Source organism: Rhizobium sp. RHZ01 (assembly GCF_014851595.1).
In the GTDB taxonomy this organism is placed as follows: Bacteria; Pseudomonadota; Alphaproteobacteria; order Rhizobiales; family Rhizobiaceae; genus Rhizobium; species Rhizobium altiplani.
Map to the genome: position 1 here is coordinate 44,418 of NZ_JACUZZ010000009.1, position 16,347 is coordinate 60,764.

Genomic DNA, 16,347 nt, shown 5'->3' on the forward strand with positions numbered 1-16,347 from the left:
ATGTGAATGTCGGGACCTGGAAAGCCCTATGCTGAAAGAAGCTCGCCCATCGCCTTCAGGAACCGGCGATTGATTGCCTCGCGCGCTACGTGGCGGCCGCCTTCCACCTGCTTGCGGCCGAGCGCCCAGACACTGTCGACCGCGACACCGCCGGCAAAAATCCAATGATCGAGCAACTGGTCGCCTGAAAGGTAGGGCACGGCCGTCGTGTCGAGCGAGATGAGATCGGCGTGATGACCGACGGCAATTCCCCCAGGGGCCTTCAGGGCGGCGCCGCCGCCGGTTATTGCATGATCGAACAGGCTGCGCGCCGTTGAGCCGCCGGGTGCAGCCACCACATTGCGGGCCCTCAACGCCAGACGCTCTGAGTATTCAAGCTGGCGCAGTTCGCCGGAAAGCGAGATCGCCACGTTGGAATCGGAGCCGACGCCGAGACGTCCGCCTTGTTCGATGAAGAGCGGTGCCTCGAAGGTGCCATCGCCGAGGTTGGCCTCGGTAATCGGGCAAAGGCCGGCGATCGCGCCGCTACGGGCCATGCCACGGGTTTCCTCGTCGCTCATGTGCGTCGCGTGGATCAGGCACCAGCGATCATCGACGGGTTGGTTGGCAAGCAGCCATTCGACGGGCCGGGCGCCCGACCAGGCAATGCAATCCTCGACTTCCTTGACCTGCTCGGCAATGTGGATGTGGATCGGGCCGTTACCGGCAAGCGGGACGACCGTCGCCAGTTCCTCGGGCGTGGCGGCGCGCAGGCTATGTGGGGCAAGGCCGAGCTCGGCACCTTGAAGCCTCATCGTCACCTTGCGGCAGCCGTCCATCAGGGCGGCAAAACTGTCCAGCGAATTGATGAAGCGCCGTTGACCCTCGATCGGTGCGGCGCCGCCGAAGCCAGAATGGGCATAGAATACGGGAAGCAGCGTCAGGGCGATACCGCTGACATTTGCCGCCGCCCCGATGCGCTCGGCCAGCTCGGCAATGTTGGCGTAGGGTGTGCCGTTCTTGTCGTGGTGCAGATAGTGGAATTCGCCGACCCGGGAAAAGCCGGCCTCCAGCATCTCCATGTAGAGCTGGGCGGCAACGGCTTCGACATGTTCGGGCGTCATCGACAATGCGAACTTGTACATGACCGTGCGCCAGCTCCAGAAGCTGTCATTGGCTGGTCCCCGCACTTCGGCAAGGCCGGCCATGGCGCGCTGGAAAGCGTGGCTGTGGAGATTGCCCATCGCGGGCACAAGCGTGTCGTGACGATCATCGGCTGGCGTCGGAGCGACGTTGGCCTCGATGGTCGCAATCAGGTCGTCCTCGATCGTCACGCGCACGTCCTTGCGCCATCCCTGCGGCAGAAGTGCCGCGCTCGCATGAAGTCTGGTCGCCACCGTCTGAGCCATAACGCTTTTTCTCCTCTTTGGCGCCGCGCATCTTTCTTTTCCATGGAAGCGCACAAAATTTCACTTGTCATCGGTTTATTATGTATATACATGTTTCCGCATAAGGAAAGGCGCAAAGCTGATGAATGGGAACAAATTTTCAAGCCATGAGTCATCCGGCGACGTCCGTCCGCATCTGTGGCGGAATGTGCGCCTGGCAACACTCGACCCGCAAAAGCAGGGCCTCGGCATCGTCGACAAAGGCGCCCTCGTCACCGAGGGTGGGCGCATAAGCTACGTCGGCTCCGAGGCCGAACTGCCGGTTGCCGCGATCGAGCGCGCCGAGATCACGGATCTCGAGGGCCGCTGGATTACACCGGGCCTCGTCGACTGCCACACCCACATCGTCTTTGGCGGCAACCGCGCCCGCGAGTTCGAGATGCGCCTCGAAGGTGCGACCTATGAAGAGATTGCGCGCGCCGGCGGCGGCATCGTGTCTTCCGTCAAGGCAACAAATGCGCTCTCGGTCGAAGGCCTCGTCAAGGCGGCGCTTCCCCGCTTGGACACGCTGATCCGCGAGGGGCTGACGACGATCGAAGTCAAGTCCGGCTATGGGCTGAACGTCGATGGCGAGCTGAAGATGTTGCGCGCTGCCCGCCAGCTTGAGCGCCTTCGCCCGGTGCGCGTCGTCACGTCCTATCTCGGCGCCCATGCAACGCCGATCGAGTACAGGGGGCGCAACAGCGACTACATTGCCGAGGTCGTCCTCCCAGGCCTCGAATACGCCCATGCCGAGGGCTTGGTCGATGCGGTCGACGGGTTCTGCGAGGGCATCGCCTTTTCCACCGCCGAGATCGCCCGGGTCTTCGACAAGGCAGAGGCACTCGGTCTGCCAGTCAAGTTGCATGCCGAACAATTGTCCAATCTTGGCGGCGCCAAGCTCGCCGCCTCCCATGGTGCGCTCTCTGCCGACCACCTCGAATATCTCGATGCCGAGGGTGCTGCCGCCATGGCTGCGGCCGGTACGGTCGCCGTTCTCTTGCCTGGCGCTTTCTACGCCATCAACGAAAAGCAGAAGCCGCCCGTTCAGGCGCTGCGCGACGCCGGCACCCGTATTGCCATTGCGACCGACTGCAATCCCGGCACCTCGCCGCTCACCTCGCTGCTTCTGACGATGAATATGTCAGCCACGCTCTTCGGCCTGACCGTCGAAGAATGCATTGCGGGGGCGACCCGTGAGGGTGCACGCGCCCTTGGGCTTCTGGGCGAGACAGGAACGCTCGAGACCGGCAAGTCCGCGGACTTTGCGATCTGGGACGTCGAAAGCCTCGCGGAGCTCGTTTACCGCATCGGCTTCAACCCGCTTCATGCACATGTTTTCAAGGGCGAAAGGATCGACCGTTGACCATTACCCTTCATCCAGGCTCCGTCTCGCTCAGGGATCTGGAGACGATCTACTGGACCGGTGAACCGGCGAGGCTCCATGCATCTTTTGATGCCGGTATCGCCAAGGCCGCTGCCCGCATTGCAGAGATCGCGGCCGGCAATGCACCGGTCTATGGCATCAATACCGGCTTCGGCAAACTTGCTTCGATCAAGATCGACAGTGCTGACGTGGCGACGCTCCAGCGCAATCTTATCCTGTCCCACTGCTGCGGCGTCGGCGCGCCATTGCCCGAAAACATCGTTCGCCTGATCATGGCCTTGAAGCTCGTTTCGCTCGGTCGCGGCGCCTCCGGTGTCCGGCTCGAACTGGTGCGTCTGATCGAAGGCATGCTCGAAAAAGGCGTCATCCCGGTCATCCCGGAAAAGGGTTCCGTGGGCGCTTCGGGCGACCTTGCGCCGCTGGCCCACCTGGCCGCCGTGATGATGGGCGAAGCCGAAGCCTTCCTTGCGGGTGAACGCCTGTCCGGCGCGGCCGCCCTTGCGAAGGCTGGCTTGAAGCCCGTTGTGCTGGCGGCCAAGGAAGGCCTTGCGCTCATCAACGGCACGCAGACCTCGACGGCATTGGCGCTTGCCGGTCTCTTCCGGGCTCACCGCGCAGCTCAGGCAGCACTGATCACCGGTGCCATGTCGACCGATGCGGCGATGGGCTCGTCCGCGCCTTTCCATCCCGATATTCACACGCTACGCGGCCACAAGGGCCAGATCGACACGGCTGCGGCACTTCGCGCGCTCCTCGAAAGCTCCGTCATCCGCCAGAGCCATATTGAGGGCGACGAGCGTGTGCAGGATCCCTACTGCATTCGTTGCCAGCCGCAAGTCGATGGTGCCTGCCTGGATCTTCTGCGCTCGGTCGCGCGCACACTGGAGATCGAGGCAAATGCCGTCACTGACAACCCGCTGGTGCTTTCGGACAACTCGGTTGTCTCGGGCGGCAATTTCCATGCCGAGCCGGTTGCCTTTTCAGCCGACCAGATCGCCCTCGCCATCTGCGAAATCGGCGCGATCGCACAGCGGCGCATCGCCTTGCTGGTCGATCCCGCGCTTTCCTATGGACTGCCGGCCTTCCTGGCAAAGAAGCCGGGCCTCAACTCAGGCCTGATGATCGCCGAGGTAACGTCGGCAGCGCTGATGTCTGAAAACAAGCAGATGTCGCACCCGGCCTCCGTCGATTCGACGCCGACATCCGCGAACCAGGAAGATCACGTTTCGATGGCCTGCCATGGCGCGCGTCGTCTGCTCCAGATGACCGACAACCTCTTCAGCATTATCGGCATCGAGGCATTGACCGCAGCACAGGGCGTGGAATTTCGTGCGCCGCTCACGACAAGCCCCGAACTGCAGAAGGCGATCGCCGCCATCCGCAGCGTGGTACCGACGCTGGAGCTCGATCGCTACATGGCGAACGATCTGAAGGCGGCGGGCGACCTTGTCGCGACAGGCGCGCTCAATGCATCGGTCTCAAGCGGCATCCTGCCGGCTCTGGAGGTCTGAGATGGCTGTCGTCGACGTCAAACAGGGTTCTTCACCCATTATCCTGGGTTTTCCGCACACCGGCACTGACGTGCCCGCCGGGATCTGGGAGCGTCTGAATGATAACGGCAGGATTCTTGCCGATACCGACTGGCACATCCACGACCTCTATGACGGCCTGCTTGCCGATGCGACGACGGTGCGCGCGACGTTCCATCGCTACGTCATTGACGCCAACCGAGATCCGGCAGGCGTCAGCCTCTATCCCGGCCAAAACACCACCGGCCTGGTTCCTGAAACGGACTTCGACGGCAAGGCGATCTGGAAGGATGGACGGGCACCTGATGAAGCCGACATTGCGGCGCGGCTCAGGGACTTTCATGCTCCCTATCACGCAGCCCTTGCCGCCGAGGTCGAGCGTGTGAGAGCAATTCATGGCGTGGCGATCCTCTATGATTGCCACTCGATCCGCTCGCATATTCCTTTCCTTTTCGAAGGCAAGCTGCCGGATTTCAACATCGGCACCGATATGGGCAAGACCTGCGATGAGGCCATCGAACAGGCGACGCTCACGGTCGTCGAGGCGTCCGAAGGCTATGACTGCGTGCTCAACGGCCGCTTCAAGGGTGGGTGGACGACACGCCACTACGGCCAGCCTGAAACCGGCGTGCACGCCATCCAGATGGAACTGGCGCAATCGACGCATCTTGAGACCGAGGCGCCGCCGTTTGCCTACGACGCTGCCAAGGCAGAGCGCCTTCGCGTCCACCTCAAAGACATTCTGGTGCGTATCGAACAGATCGCGCCGGGCCTGAAACGATAACGATCACTCGACAGGGGGAACCCCGCATGACCTCAAATCCACGTCACAACATTCGCGAGATCCGCGCACCGCGCGGCAGTGAACTCAACGCCAAGAGCTGGATGACCGAAGCGCCGCTGCGCATGCTGATGAACAACCTCGACCCTGACGTCGCGGAAAATCCAAACGAGCTGGTGGTTTATGGCGGCATCGGCCGCGCAGCCCGCACCTGGGACGATTTCGACCGTATCGCAGCGACCCTGAAAACTTTGAACGAGGATGAAACGCTCCTCGTGCAGTCCGGCAAGCCAGTCGCCGTGTTCCGCACGCATAAGGATGCCCCCCGCGTGTTGATTGCCAACTCGAACCTCGTGCCGCACTGGGCGACGTGGGATCACTTCAACGAGCTGGATAAAAAGGGCCTTGCCATGTACGGCCAGATGACGGCCGGCTCATGGATCTATATCGGCACGCAAGGCATTGTGCAGGGAACCTACGAGACCTTCGTCGAGGCCGGCCGCCAGCACTACGATGGCAACCTCAAGGGCAAATGGATCCTGACCGGCGGTCTTGGTGGCATGGGTGGCGCACAGCCGCTCGCAGCCGTGATGGCGGGCGCCTGCTGCCTGGCCGTCGAATGTGACGAGACGCGCATCGATTTCCGTCTGCGTACACGCTACGTCGACGAGAAGGCGAAGACACTCGATGAGGCCCTGGCGCTGATCGACAAGTGGACGAAGGCCGGCGAAGCAAAGTCGGTCGGACTGCTCGGCAACGCTGCCGAAGTCTTCCCGGAACTCGTTCGCCGCATGAAGGCCGGTGGCCCCCGCCCCGATATCGTGACCGATCAGACATCCGCGCACGATCCGCGCAACGGTTACCTGCCAGCCGGCTGGACTGTCGAGGAAGCCAAGGCCAAGCGCGAGAGCGATCCGAAGGCTGTCGAAGTGGCCGCGCGCGCTTCTATGAAGGTCCACGTCGAAGCGATGGTTGCCTTCTGGGATGCTGGCGTTCCGACGCTCGATTACGGCAACAACATCCGTCAGGTTGCCAAGGACGAGGGCCTGGAAAACGCCTTCGCCTTCCCGGGCTTCGTGCCTGCCTATATTCGCCCGCTGTTTTGCCGCGGCATCGGTCCCTTCCGCTGGGCAGCCCTGTCGGGCGATCCTGAAGATATCTACAAGACCGACGCCAAGGTGAAGGAGCTTCTGCCTGACAACAAGCATCTGCACAACTGGCTGGACATGGCCCGCGATCGCATCGCTTTCCAGGGATTGCCGGCACGCATTTGCTGGGTCGGTCTCGGCGATCGCCATCGTCTTGGCCTTGCGTTTAACGAGATGGTCAGGAACGGCGAGTTGAAAGCACCCGTTGTCATCGGCCGCGACCACCTCGACTCCGGCTCCGTCGCTTCACCGAACCGCGAGACGGAAGCGATGAAGGACGGCTCCGATGCTGTCTCCGACTGGCCGCTTTTGAATGCGCTCCTGAACACCGCATCGGGTGCGACCTGGGTGTCGCTCCATCACGGCGGCGGCGTCGGCATGGGCTTCTCGCAGCATTCCGGCATGGTCATCTGCGCCGACGGCACTGATGAGGCGGCGCGCAGACTTGAGCGTGTTCTCTGGAACGACCCGGCAACCGGCGTCATGCGCCATGCCGACGCGGGCTACGAGATCGCGATCGAGTGCGCCAAGGAACAAGGCCTGCGCCTGCCCGCGATCCTCGGAAACTAAGCCTCACATCAGTCGAACAAGGCCGCCGCATCGTGCGACGGTCTTGTCGACGATGAGAAGGATCAATGCCTGCGAAAAGCCTGTGCCATGAGGAGTGGATCGAAGGCATCTCCCTAAATAGGGGGAAAGGTTTCCACTGTCGCTCAGTTCCAGCCGGTGACAGGGAGTTCACAATGATGGAGCAAAAATGACCCGCGCCACCGTCCTCAGAGCCAGCAATTATCGCCGCATGCCGTGGAAGAACGGCGGCGGAGAGACCGTTGAGGTCGCCGTCTCGCCCGAGGGGGCGGCCCTTTCTGATTTCGACTGGCGCGTCAGCATGGCAACGGTCGCGACCGATGGCCCCTTCTCGATCTTTCCCGGCATCGACCGGACGCTTTCGATTATCGACGGCAACGGCATGCAGCTCGCAATCGACGGGGATGATCCGCTGTTGCTGACGCAGGACAGCGCTCCCCTTGCCTTTGCCGCCGATGTCGCTGTCACTGCAACACTTGCCGAGGGACCCATCACGGACCTGAACGTCATGACGCGTCGCGACGGATTGCGCCACCGGGTCGAGAGGGTTGATATCGATTCCAGGGCCACCTTTCAGCCCGCCGCGCCGACGTGGCTTCTCCTGTGTCATCGGGGCGCGCTCACCGTTGAATGGAGTGGTCAAAGCGTGGATCTTGGCCAAGGCGATACGCTTCTGTTCGAGCAACCCGGGGATGTCTATCTTCTACTCGAACAACCCGGGGATGTCGAGGTGAGCGGCAGAGCGCGCTGCTTCCTGATCCTTATCGATCCGGTCTGACGCGATTTCCCAATTATGGTGCCGATCGAGGCCCTCAGAGGCCTGAGGCTCGAATGTTTGCGCCTCAACTCAATCAAAAAACAATATTGTTCTTATATTCTATAAAATAGATAGTTTTGCCTGTGTCCACTGAAGCATCCGCCCTACGGTTCCAAGCGTCGAAACAAGTTCAGGCGCTGAAGCTGACGCTCATCCGCAAGGGGGCGAAACATGAATATCAGGACATTATTGGCGGCGATCACACTCGGTTCCGCGAGCCTGCTGGCAACATTTACGGTAGAGGCAGCCGACAAGAAGGTCGTGGTGGCCTATCAGACGGATGCGCTGCCGTCGTCGGTCGCAATCGCCAATGGCGAATTTGCGAAGGCAACCGGCTACGACATCGATTTCCGCAAGTTCAACTCCGGGGCAGAAATCTTCGCGGCCATCGCTTCGGGCGATGTGCAGGTCGGCTACGTCGGCTCGAGCCCGTTCGCGGCTGCGACCTCGCGCGGACTGGAGGTCAAGGCCTTCTACCTTTCCTCGATCTCCGGCATCGACGAGGCGCTGGTTGTTCGCAACGGTTCTGGCATTGCGTCTCTGTCCGACCTCAAGGGCAAGAAGCTCGCTGCCGCGCCGGTATCGACCGACCACTATCAGCTTCTTGCGTTGATCAAATCTCTCGGACTGACGGAAAAGGATGTTCAGGTCTTTGCAATTCCGCAGCCCGAGATCGTCGCCAGCTACAACCGCGGCGACATTGACGGTGGCTTTGTCTGGGATCCCGCGCTGACCGAGCTGAAAAAGAACGGCAAGGTGCTTGTCACCTCCAAGGATGTCGCCGACAAGGGCGCGCCAACTTTCTCCGCATGGGTTTCCGCATCGAAGTTCGCCGATGAGAACCCGGCGTTCCTGAAGGGCTTCGCCAGCGTGGTCAACAAGTACTACGCCTCCTTCGCGGCAGACAAGAAGGCCTGGGACGCCGACAGCGAAAATGCCAAGCTGCTTGCCAAGACACTTGGTGGCACACCCGAGCAGCAGGCTGCCGCACTGAAGAACCTCACGCTGCTGACCCCTGAGGTGCAGGCGTCCGAGGCCTGGCTCGGTGGCGGCGAAAAGTCGGGCGCTGCCAAGATCCTCAAGGACACGGCCGCCTTCCTGAAGGATCAGGGCAAGGTGAGCGAGGTGCTGCCGAGCTACGCGGCTTTTGTCACGCCGGATGCACTTGTCAACGCAAGTAACTGAAATAACGAACAAATCCTCCCATCCTGGTACGCTGGCGCGATATCGCGCCGGCGTCACAACATGAAGAGACGGCACATGCTCAAAGTCGATCACGCAAGCGTCTATTTCCGGACGCGGGATGGCCGGACGGTCCATGCCCTGGATCGCGTTTCTCTCGATATTCCAGACAACAGCTTCGTCGTGGCACTTGGTGCATCGGGTTGCGGCAAGTCCACACTCCTCAATGCGATTGCGGGCTTCCTGCCGCTTTCCTCGGGCACGATTACTCTTGATGGACGACCGGTCACGCGCCCTGGCGCGGACCGAGGCGTCGTGTTCCAGAAGGATACCCTGCTGCCTTGGAAGTCGGTCGTCGACAATGTCGCACTTGGCCTTCAGTTTACGGGTACTCCAAAAGCGGTGCGGCGTACCCGCGCGGAAGAGCTTCTGTTTCTCGTCGGTTTGAAAGACTTCGCGAAAGCCTTTCCCTACGAATTGTCGGGTGGCATGCGCCAGCGCGTCGGGATTGCCCGCGCCCTTGCCGCCGATCCTGATGTGCTTTTGATGGACGAGCCTTTCGGAGCCCTGGACAGCTTGACGCGTGAACAGATGCAGGAACTCCTCGTATCGATCTGGAAAACAACGGGAAAACGCATTTTCTTCATCACGCATTCGATCGAGGAAGCTCTGTTCCTCGGGACGCAGCTTGTGGTGATGTCGCCGCGTCCCGGCCGCATTGTGGCGCGCTTCGAACTCGATTTCGTTCGCGAATTTGCCCGCACTGGCGACGCCCGATCGATCAAGATGGCACCGGAGTTTGCCAGTTTGCGAGAAGAAATCCGGACCATTCTGCATGGCTCCGACGAGATCAGGAGTGCGGCGGAATGAGCAATGTCATCGAAACGGCGGGCGTGGTCGTGCGGGCCGAAACGGACCAACCGAAAACCGTCGAGATGAACGGGTTCGGCGTCGGCGAACGCAATACGCTTGTCATCAGCTTCGCGACGGCCGTCGCTTTGATTGGAACCTGGTGGCTGATCGCCAGGCTGGGGTTGGTACCGCGTCTTTTCCTGCCGACACCACAGGAGGTCGCCACGCAGATCGGAGCCGTCTATCGTGACGGCTATGCCGGCGCGTCGCTCGGCGAACATATTTCGGCTAGCCTGTTCAGGATTGCAACGGCAGCTGCCATCGCCATTGCCGCCGGCATCCCGATCGGCCTGCTGATGGGGCTCAATCGCTGGGCGAAGGGCATCTTCGACACACCGATCGAATTCTACTGGCCGCTACCGCCCCTCGCCTATCTGCCGCTGATGATCATCTGGCTCGGCATCGGCGAGACGTCGAAGGTAACGCTTCTCGTGCTTGCCATGTTCGCACCGATCTGCCTTTCGGCGCAGGCTGGCGTGCGCGCCCTGCCGATCGAGCGCGTCAACGCGGCGCGGTCGCTTGGCGCCCGGCCCTGGCACCTTCTTGTCAGCATCGTTTTGCCATCGGCTCTGCCGGAGATCCTGACGGGTATCCGCATTGCGCTTGGCGTCGGATGGGGCACGCTCGTCGCTGCGGAGTTGATCGCCTCCAACCGCGGCATCGGCTACATGATCATGTCGGCGTCCCAGTTTCTGGCAACCGACGTCGTCTTCGTTGGCATCGGCATCATCGCTGCCTGTGCATTTGCCTTCAGCGCTGCCGTTCGCCTCTTGGAAGCGACCCTCGTTCCGTGGAAAGGTAAGAGCTAGGGGATACGCAAAGCGTCCCTCGTGGCTCAAGACGGTGCCGGGTCTACCGGCCCAGGGAATGACTGTATGGAGCAGATGCAGATCTACGCGTTCGACATGAACTGCGTCGGTCATATCAATCACGGCATGTGGACGCATCCACGCGATACGTCCCTTCACTATACCGACCTCGACTACTGGGTGGACTTTGCCCAGACAGCCGAGCGGGGCAAGCTGGACGGGATATTCCTGGCGGATATCGTTGGGGTCTACGATGTCTACAAGGGAAGTCCGGCACCCGTCATCGAGGCTGGCGCGCAGATCCCGGTCAACGACCCGCTGATGCCGATCTCGGCAATGGCCTATGTCACCAGGCATCTCGGCTTCGGGGTAACGGTCAACACGACCTACGAGCCGCCGTACCTATTGGCGCGGCGCATGTCGACGCTCGACCACCTGACAAAGGGTCGCATCGGATGGAACATCGTCACCGGCTATCTCGACAGTGCTGCGCGCGCGATGGGTTTCGACAAACTGCCGGAACACGACGCGCGCTACGACGCGGCCGAGGAATATCTCGAAATCCTCTACAAGCTCTGGGAGGGCAGCTGGGACGACGATGCGGTACTTGGCGACAAGGCGCGAGCCGTCTTCGCCGACCCGTCCAAAGTCCGAGCCGTCAAGCACGACGGCCAATACTACAAGATGGAGGGCATTCATCTCTCGCAGCCTTCGCCACAGCGCACGCCGCTGCTCTTCCAGGCAGGCGCGTCGACGCGCGGGCAGGATTTCGCGGCCCGACACGCCGAATGCGTCTTCATCGCGTCGCCGACCCCGCAGGCGGCAAGGCCGACCGTGGCGGCCCTGAAGCACAAGGCGGCGGCATCAGGGCGCGGGGCGGATGCCTTGCGCGTTCTCGGCCTTGTGACGGTTGTCGTTGGTCGCACCGAAAAGGAGGCATTCGACAAGCTCGAAGACTACCGCCGCCATGCGAGTGTCGAAGCTTCCCTGGCGCACTATTCGGCCTCGACAGGCATTGATTTCTCCAAATACCGCCTCGACGATCCGATCGAGCAGAAATCCACCAATGCCAATCAGTCTGCGCTCGCCGCAATCACCAGGGAAGCGCCAAAGCCGGTGACGCTGCGCCAGATCATTGATCAAATGGTACTCGGCAGCCGTATGAAACCGATTGTCGGCTCGGCCGAGCAAGTGGCGGACCGCCTGGCGGCATGGGTTTCCGATGGCGGTGTGGACGGCTTCAACCTGGCGCGCACGGTGGCGCCGGAAAGCCTGCGCGACTTCGTCGATCTCGTCGTTCCGGTGCTGCAGGAGCGCGGGCTGTTCAAGGCGGACTACACCGAAGGACCTCTCAGGCAGAAGCTGTTTGGCGGCAGCGGCAGGCTGCCATCCTCGCACCCTGCCGCTGCGTTTCGCCGCTGACTACCTGTGGTCAAGCCTTTCGACCAGTCGATCGCCGAGCCACTGTATGCCGCAGACAAGCACGATCAGGACGGCAACGACTGCCACCATGACGGTTGTCTCGAAGCGCTGGTAGCCATAGCGGATGGCAAGGTCGCCGAGACCGCCAGCGCCGATCGCACCGGCCATTGCCGAGGCCCCGATCAGGGTCACCAAAGTGACCGTGAAGCCGGCCACGATGCCGGGTAAAGCTTCCGGTACCAATACTTCGCGAATGATCGTCCAGCGATTGCCGCCCATGGCGCGCACCGCATCGATCAGTCCGCGATCGACCTCGCGCAGCGACACTTCCGCGATACGTGCATAATAGGGCGTTGCGGCAATGGCGAGCGGGACGATGGCCGCCCAGGTGCCAAGCGCAGTGCCGACGATCAGGCGCGTCACCGGGATCAGGGCCACCAGCAGGATGATGAACGGCACGGAACGGAACCCGTTGATGATGGCCCCAAGGATGCCGTTTATCCAGGCGTTCTCGGCCATGCCGCCTTTGTTCGTGAGAACGAGCGCGAGACCGAGCGGCAGGCCGAAGACCAGCGAAATCAGTCCCGATGCACCCGTCATCAGGATCGTTTCCCAGAGGGAACGAAGCAGAAGATCAAACATGATCGGTGTCATAGCCAAGGACCTCCACCCGCGCAGCGCGAGCCTTCAGAAACTGCAGAACCTTGTCCTTGAGCGCAGGGTCGCGCATCGGGACAGCAATGAAGAACCGCGCCACCGGCTGATTCTGGATATGGTCGATACCGCCGTGGACGAGCCGGAAAGATTGCGGCAGCGCCGCAGACAGGTCGGCAAAGACCGCGCCCTGTGCGGCGAGGCCCGCCATGTCGATGCTTATGATCGCTTCCTCCCCTGATGTCGGCGAAAGGCGGGCGGCGATATGCTCCGGCAATTGCGGGCGGCTGCCGGACAGCAGACTCTGGGTGATCGGCGCTTTTGGGTCAGCGAACACCGACCAAACCTGTCCTTCCTCCACGATCCGGCCGGCATCGATGACGGCGACGCGATCGGCAATGCTGCGGACGACTTCCATCTCATGCGTGATGAGGATGATGGTGAGGCCGAGCTTGCGGTTGATGTCCTTCAGAAGAGCCAGGATCGACCGTGTGGTCTCGGGATCGAGCGCCGATGTCGCCTCGTCGGACAAGAGCAAGGCAGGGCGTGCGGCAAGCGCGCGCGCAATGCCCACCCGCTGCTTCTGGCCACCGGACAGGGACGATGGATAAGCCTTCGCCTTACCCGCGAGACCGACAAGCTCCAGCAATTCATGTGCGCGCCTCAGGCGCTCGGTCCTTGCCACGCCGGCGATCTTCAGCGGCAGTGCGACATTCTCCTCGACCGTCCTGGAGGCCAGCAGGTTGAAATGCTGGAAGATCATTCCGACGCGGCGGCGAAGCGGCTGCAACTCATTTTCGTCGAGACCAACGATGCTGCGCCCCTCGATTTCGATTAAGCCGCGATCCGGACGCTCCAGGCCGTTGAGGCAGCGGATCAATGTGGATTTGCCGGCTCCACTGCGCCCGATTACACCCAGGATTTCTCCCTTGTGGACGGTGAGCGCTACGCCATCGAGGGCCGGGGTGGTGCCGAAATGCCGATGTACGTCGACCAGGCGGACCACCGCCTCAGCAGTTGCTTGCGGCGTCTCGATTACAGAGGCCGTTACGATTGAATTCATAGTCTTTCCCTTCGGAAACGCCCAAGGCGGCCCGGACAAGGAACGCCCGGGCCGCCTTGTTCAACGCGCCTAACCCCTCGGCGCGAATGTCGATCAGTAGGCGCTGAGGCCGGTTCCCTTATACACCTTGTCGAACTCCGCCTTGACCGCATCGTTCTGGTAGGACGAGACCAGCGTCTTCACCCAGTCTTCGTTCTCGCTGCCCTGCTTGACAGCGATGAAGTTGCGGTACGGATTGTCAGCGATAGGTTCCTGCGCAATGCGGTCGGCCGCCGAGAGGCCGGCCTTCAGGGCCCAGTCGGTGTTCACCACTGCCGCATCCAGATCATCGATGGCACGGCCGACCACACCGGCATCAAGCTCCTTGATCTCGACGTTCTTCGGGTTCTCGGTAATGTCGGTAACGGTCGCGAGGATGCCGGTACCGTCCTTGAGCTTGATGATGCCTTCGTTTTGAAGAACGCGGAGCGCACGACCTTCGTTCGATGGGTCGTTCGGAACGCCGATCGTCGCACCTTCGGCGAACTCGGCGATGGTCTTGTGCTTCTTCGAATAAAGGCCGATCGGCCAGACGCCGGTGTATCCGACCGGGACGATATGATAGCTATGCTGCTTTATCTGGTTGTCGAGATAGGGCTTGTGCTGGAAGGCGTTGGCGTCGATTTCGCCGCGCTCCAGCGCCTCGTTCGGCTGCGTATAATCGTTGAAGACGATCGCTTCGATCGTCAGGCCCTTCTTGGCGGCTTCGGCGGCCACAACGCGCCAGACGTCTTCGTCCTCGCCACTCATGATGCCAACCTTGATCGATTTGTCTTCGGCGAAGGAAGCGACAGGCGATGCAAATGCGATCAGGACGATCGTGGAGGCGGCGATCGCGGCAAGGCTTGCGCGACGCGTCAAGCTGGATTTGGACATCTTCTTGTTCATTGTGGTGTTTCCCGTCTTGAATTGATGAGGCAAGCCTCGAACGGCCAGATAATTTCAAAATCGCCGAGGATAAACCAAGCAAGCCCATCTCTATTGCGCTGCAGCACGGAAAAACTCTTCGGTGCTTTGGCGGGATAGCGGGATAAAAATTCTACTAATTTTGTAGAATATTGAAGTTGCTGTCCTGGCTGTGAGCCTTTAAATTGAACCATCGGGGCGCGAGGGACAAAACGCGCCTAACAAGGAAGGCGATCTGGGTCGCGGTCAAGTGAAGCAGGGCAGCGTGACAACTCGACAGGACACCCGTGGCAAGACGTGTCGCCCCGCAGTGGCGATTATCGGCGGAGGCATTTCTGGTGCGGGCGTTGCGTACCATCTGGCATCCTCCACATGCAGCCCGCCACCAACAATCGTGGTTTTCGAGCCACGAGAAGAGCTTGGCAGAGGGCTCGCCTACGACACCACCGATCCAACACATCGGATCAATGTTCCCGCCGCCCGCATGAGCCTGTTGCCGGATCGGCCGGAGGACTTCCTCGAATGGATGGCCCGCAACGATGCTGTCGCGGACGACCCGGACGCGTCCCGGCCGGATGGCAACCTCTTCCCCCGACGCCATGTCTTCGGCGCCTATATTGCTTCGGCGCTCGCTCCCCTGGTGCAAAGCGGGACCGTGCATCATCGCCGTGCGGCCGTTGTCGAGGTACGCCGGGACGGCAGGCGCTGGGAGATCTTCGATGACGAGGGCGGACGAACGGTTGCCGATTTCCTGGTGATCGCCACCAGCCATCCCGCGCCGTCAGCCCCTCGTGCTCTCAGCGTTCTCGAAGGACACCCCCGCTTTGTCGCCAACTCCACGGTTGCGGGCGCGCTCGAGGTTGTCCGTCCGGCGGACCGGGTGCTGGTCGTCGGCAACGGCCTGACCGCAGCCGACATCGTCGCTTCGCTGACGCGTACCGGCCATCGCGGACAGATCACATCGATTTCGCGCCGCGGATTGAGATCGAGAGGGCATGCTCCGTATCCACAGGAGCCATTCGGCGAGTTTAAGACCGCCCCGCCTCATAGCGCGACGGCGCTGCTGCGGGGGATCCGGCGGACCATTGCAGAAGCCACAGCCGCGGGATTGACGTGGCACGCCGTGATCGACCAGGTTCGCGGTCACGGCCACGCGATCTGGCAGAGCCTGCCGATTGCCGAACGCTGCAGGATCGTACGCCATATCAGGCCATATTGGGACGCTCACCGGTTCCGCATCGCTCCGCAGGTGGAAGAGGTGCTGGAGCGAGCGATTGCAGAAGGAAGGATGGAAGTATTGGCGGCCTCCGTCGCTCGGGTGCAACGTGACGGCGAGGCAATCCATGTGGAACTGAGACGGCGGTACGGCGCACCCCTACAGAAGACCTTTGATGCCGTCGTTGTCACAACCGGTCCCGCGCATGGGAGCATTTTGGAAAGCCAGGCGTGGCTCGCTCGCCTGCGCGATCAATCATGCTTGCAGCTCGATCCGACCGGCCTCGGCATTGCATGTACCGAACGATCGGAGGCGATAGGTGCCGATGGCCGTCCTGATCCGACCTTGCTGATTTCCGGCCCCCTGGCCCGTGGGACGTTTGGGGAGTTGATGGGACTGCCACAGATTACAGAACATGCCGTCCTTGTGGCCCGTGAGTTGGCCACAAAGGTGACGGAAGCCGGCGAATACGCTTAGGCTCGCCTGAC

General features: G+C 61.6%; 14 protein-coding genes. 10 read left to right on the forward strand and 4 right to left on the reverse strand.

The window, feature by feature from the left end:
• Positions 1-26: 26 nt before the first annotated feature.
• On the reverse strand, positions 27-1,388 hold the full coding sequence (locus tag IB248_RS11795) for a formimidoylglutamate deiminase (RefSeq protein ID WP_192240835.1): 1,362 nt from the start codon (positions 1,386-1,388) through the stop codon (positions 27-29).
• A gap of 121 nt (positions 1,389-1,509) precedes the next feature.
• Here IB248_RS11795 and hutI point away from each other — a divergent pair, with 121 nt between their 5' ends.
• From hutI to IB248_RS11840, 9 genes are all read left to right on the forward strand, one after another.
• Entirely contained in the window at positions 1,510-2,772 is a 1,263-nt protein-coding gene (gene hutI / locus IB248_RS11800; protein ID WP_192240836.1) for an imidazolonepropionase, read from the forward strand.
• Entirely contained in the window at positions 2,769-4,304 is a 1,536-nt protein-coding gene (hutH, locus tag IB248_RS11805; protein WP_192240837.1) for a histidine ammonia-lyase, read from the forward strand. The genes hutI and hutH overlap by 4 nt, the downstream gene beginning before the upstream one ends.
• Position 4,305: 1 nt before the next feature.
• Positions 4,306-5,106 carry an N-formylglutamate deformylase gene (gene hutG / locus IB248_RS11810; RefSeq protein ID WP_192240838.1) on the forward strand — a complete coding sequence of 267 codons (801 nt, stop codon included), beginning with the start codon at positions 4,306-4,308 and terminating at the stop codon, positions 5,104-5,106.
• Positions 5,107-5,132: 26 nt separating this feature from the next.
• Positions 5,133-6,821, forward strand: coding sequence for a urocanate hydratase (hutU, locus tag IB248_RS11815; protein ID WP_192240839.1), 1,689 nt, complete (start codon positions 5,133-5,135; stop codon positions 6,819-6,821).
• Positions 6,822-7,008: 187 nt separating this feature from the next.
• Positions 7,009-7,617: a HutD family protein gene (locus IB248_RS11820; RefSeq protein ID WP_192240840.1), complete on the forward strand. Its 609-nt coding sequence runs from the start codon at positions 7,009-7,011 to the stop codon at positions 7,615-7,617.
• A gap of 210 nt (positions 7,618-7,827) precedes the next feature.
• The gene (gene tauA / locus IB248_RS11825; RefSeq protein ID WP_192240841.1) at positions 7,828-8,841 is read left to right on the forward strand and encodes a taurine ABC transporter substrate-binding protein; all 1,014 of its coding nucleotides are present in this window, start codon (positions 7,828-7,830) and stop codon (positions 8,839-8,841) included.
• A 75-nt stretch (positions 8,842-8,916) separates the two neighbouring features.
• Entirely contained in the window at positions 8,917-9,708 is a 792-nt protein-coding gene (locus IB248_RS11830; protein WP_192240842.1) for an ABC transporter ATP-binding protein, read from the forward strand.
• Positions 9,705-10,559: an ABC transporter permease subunit gene (locus tag IB248_RS11835; protein ID WP_192240843.1), complete on the forward strand. Its 855-nt coding sequence runs from the start codon at positions 9,705-9,707 to the stop codon at positions 10,557-10,559. Before IB248_RS11830 ends, IB248_RS11835 begins: the two co-directional genes overlap by 4 nt.
• Positions 10,560-10,625: 66 nt before the next feature.
• On the forward strand, positions 10,626-11,981 hold the full coding sequence (locus tag IB248_RS11840; RefSeq protein ID WP_192240844.1) for an LLM class flavin-dependent oxidoreductase: 1,356 nt from the start codon (positions 10,626-10,628) through the stop codon (positions 11,979-11,981).
• On the opposite strand, the gene IB248_RS11845 is transcribed toward IB248_RS11840, so the two are convergent.
• The 3 genes from IB248_RS11845 to IB248_RS11855 all read right to left on the reverse strand — a co-directional run bounded on the left by IB248_RS11845 (position 11,982) and on the right by IB248_RS11855 (position 14,625).
• On the reverse strand, positions 11,982-12,635 hold the full coding sequence (locus IB248_RS11845) for a methionine ABC transporter permease (protein WP_025660810.1): 654 nt from the start codon (positions 12,633-12,635) through the stop codon (positions 11,982-11,984).
• Positions 12,616-13,698: a methionine ABC transporter ATP-binding protein gene (locus tag IB248_RS11850; protein WP_192240845.1), complete on the reverse strand. Its 1,083-nt coding sequence runs from the start codon at positions 13,696-13,698 to the stop codon at positions 12,616-12,618. Before IB248_RS11850 ends, IB248_RS11845 begins: the two co-directional genes overlap by 20 nt.
• A 93-nt stretch (positions 13,699-13,791) precedes the next feature.
• On the reverse strand, positions 13,792-14,625 hold the full coding sequence (locus IB248_RS11855; protein WP_192240846.1) for a MetQ/NlpA family lipoprotein: 834 nt from the start codon (positions 14,623-14,625) through the stop codon (positions 13,792-13,794).
• Between the two features lie 283 nt (positions 14,626-14,908).
• On the opposite strand from IB248_RS11855, the gene IB248_RS11865 reads away from it, so the two are divergent.
• Positions 14,909-16,336: an FAD/NAD(P)-binding protein gene (locus tag IB248_RS11865; RefSeq protein ID WP_192240848.1), complete on the forward strand. Its 1,428-nt coding sequence runs from the start codon at positions 14,909-14,911 to the stop codon at positions 16,334-16,336.
• The last annotated feature ends 11 nt before the right edge of the window (positions 16,337-16,347 follow it).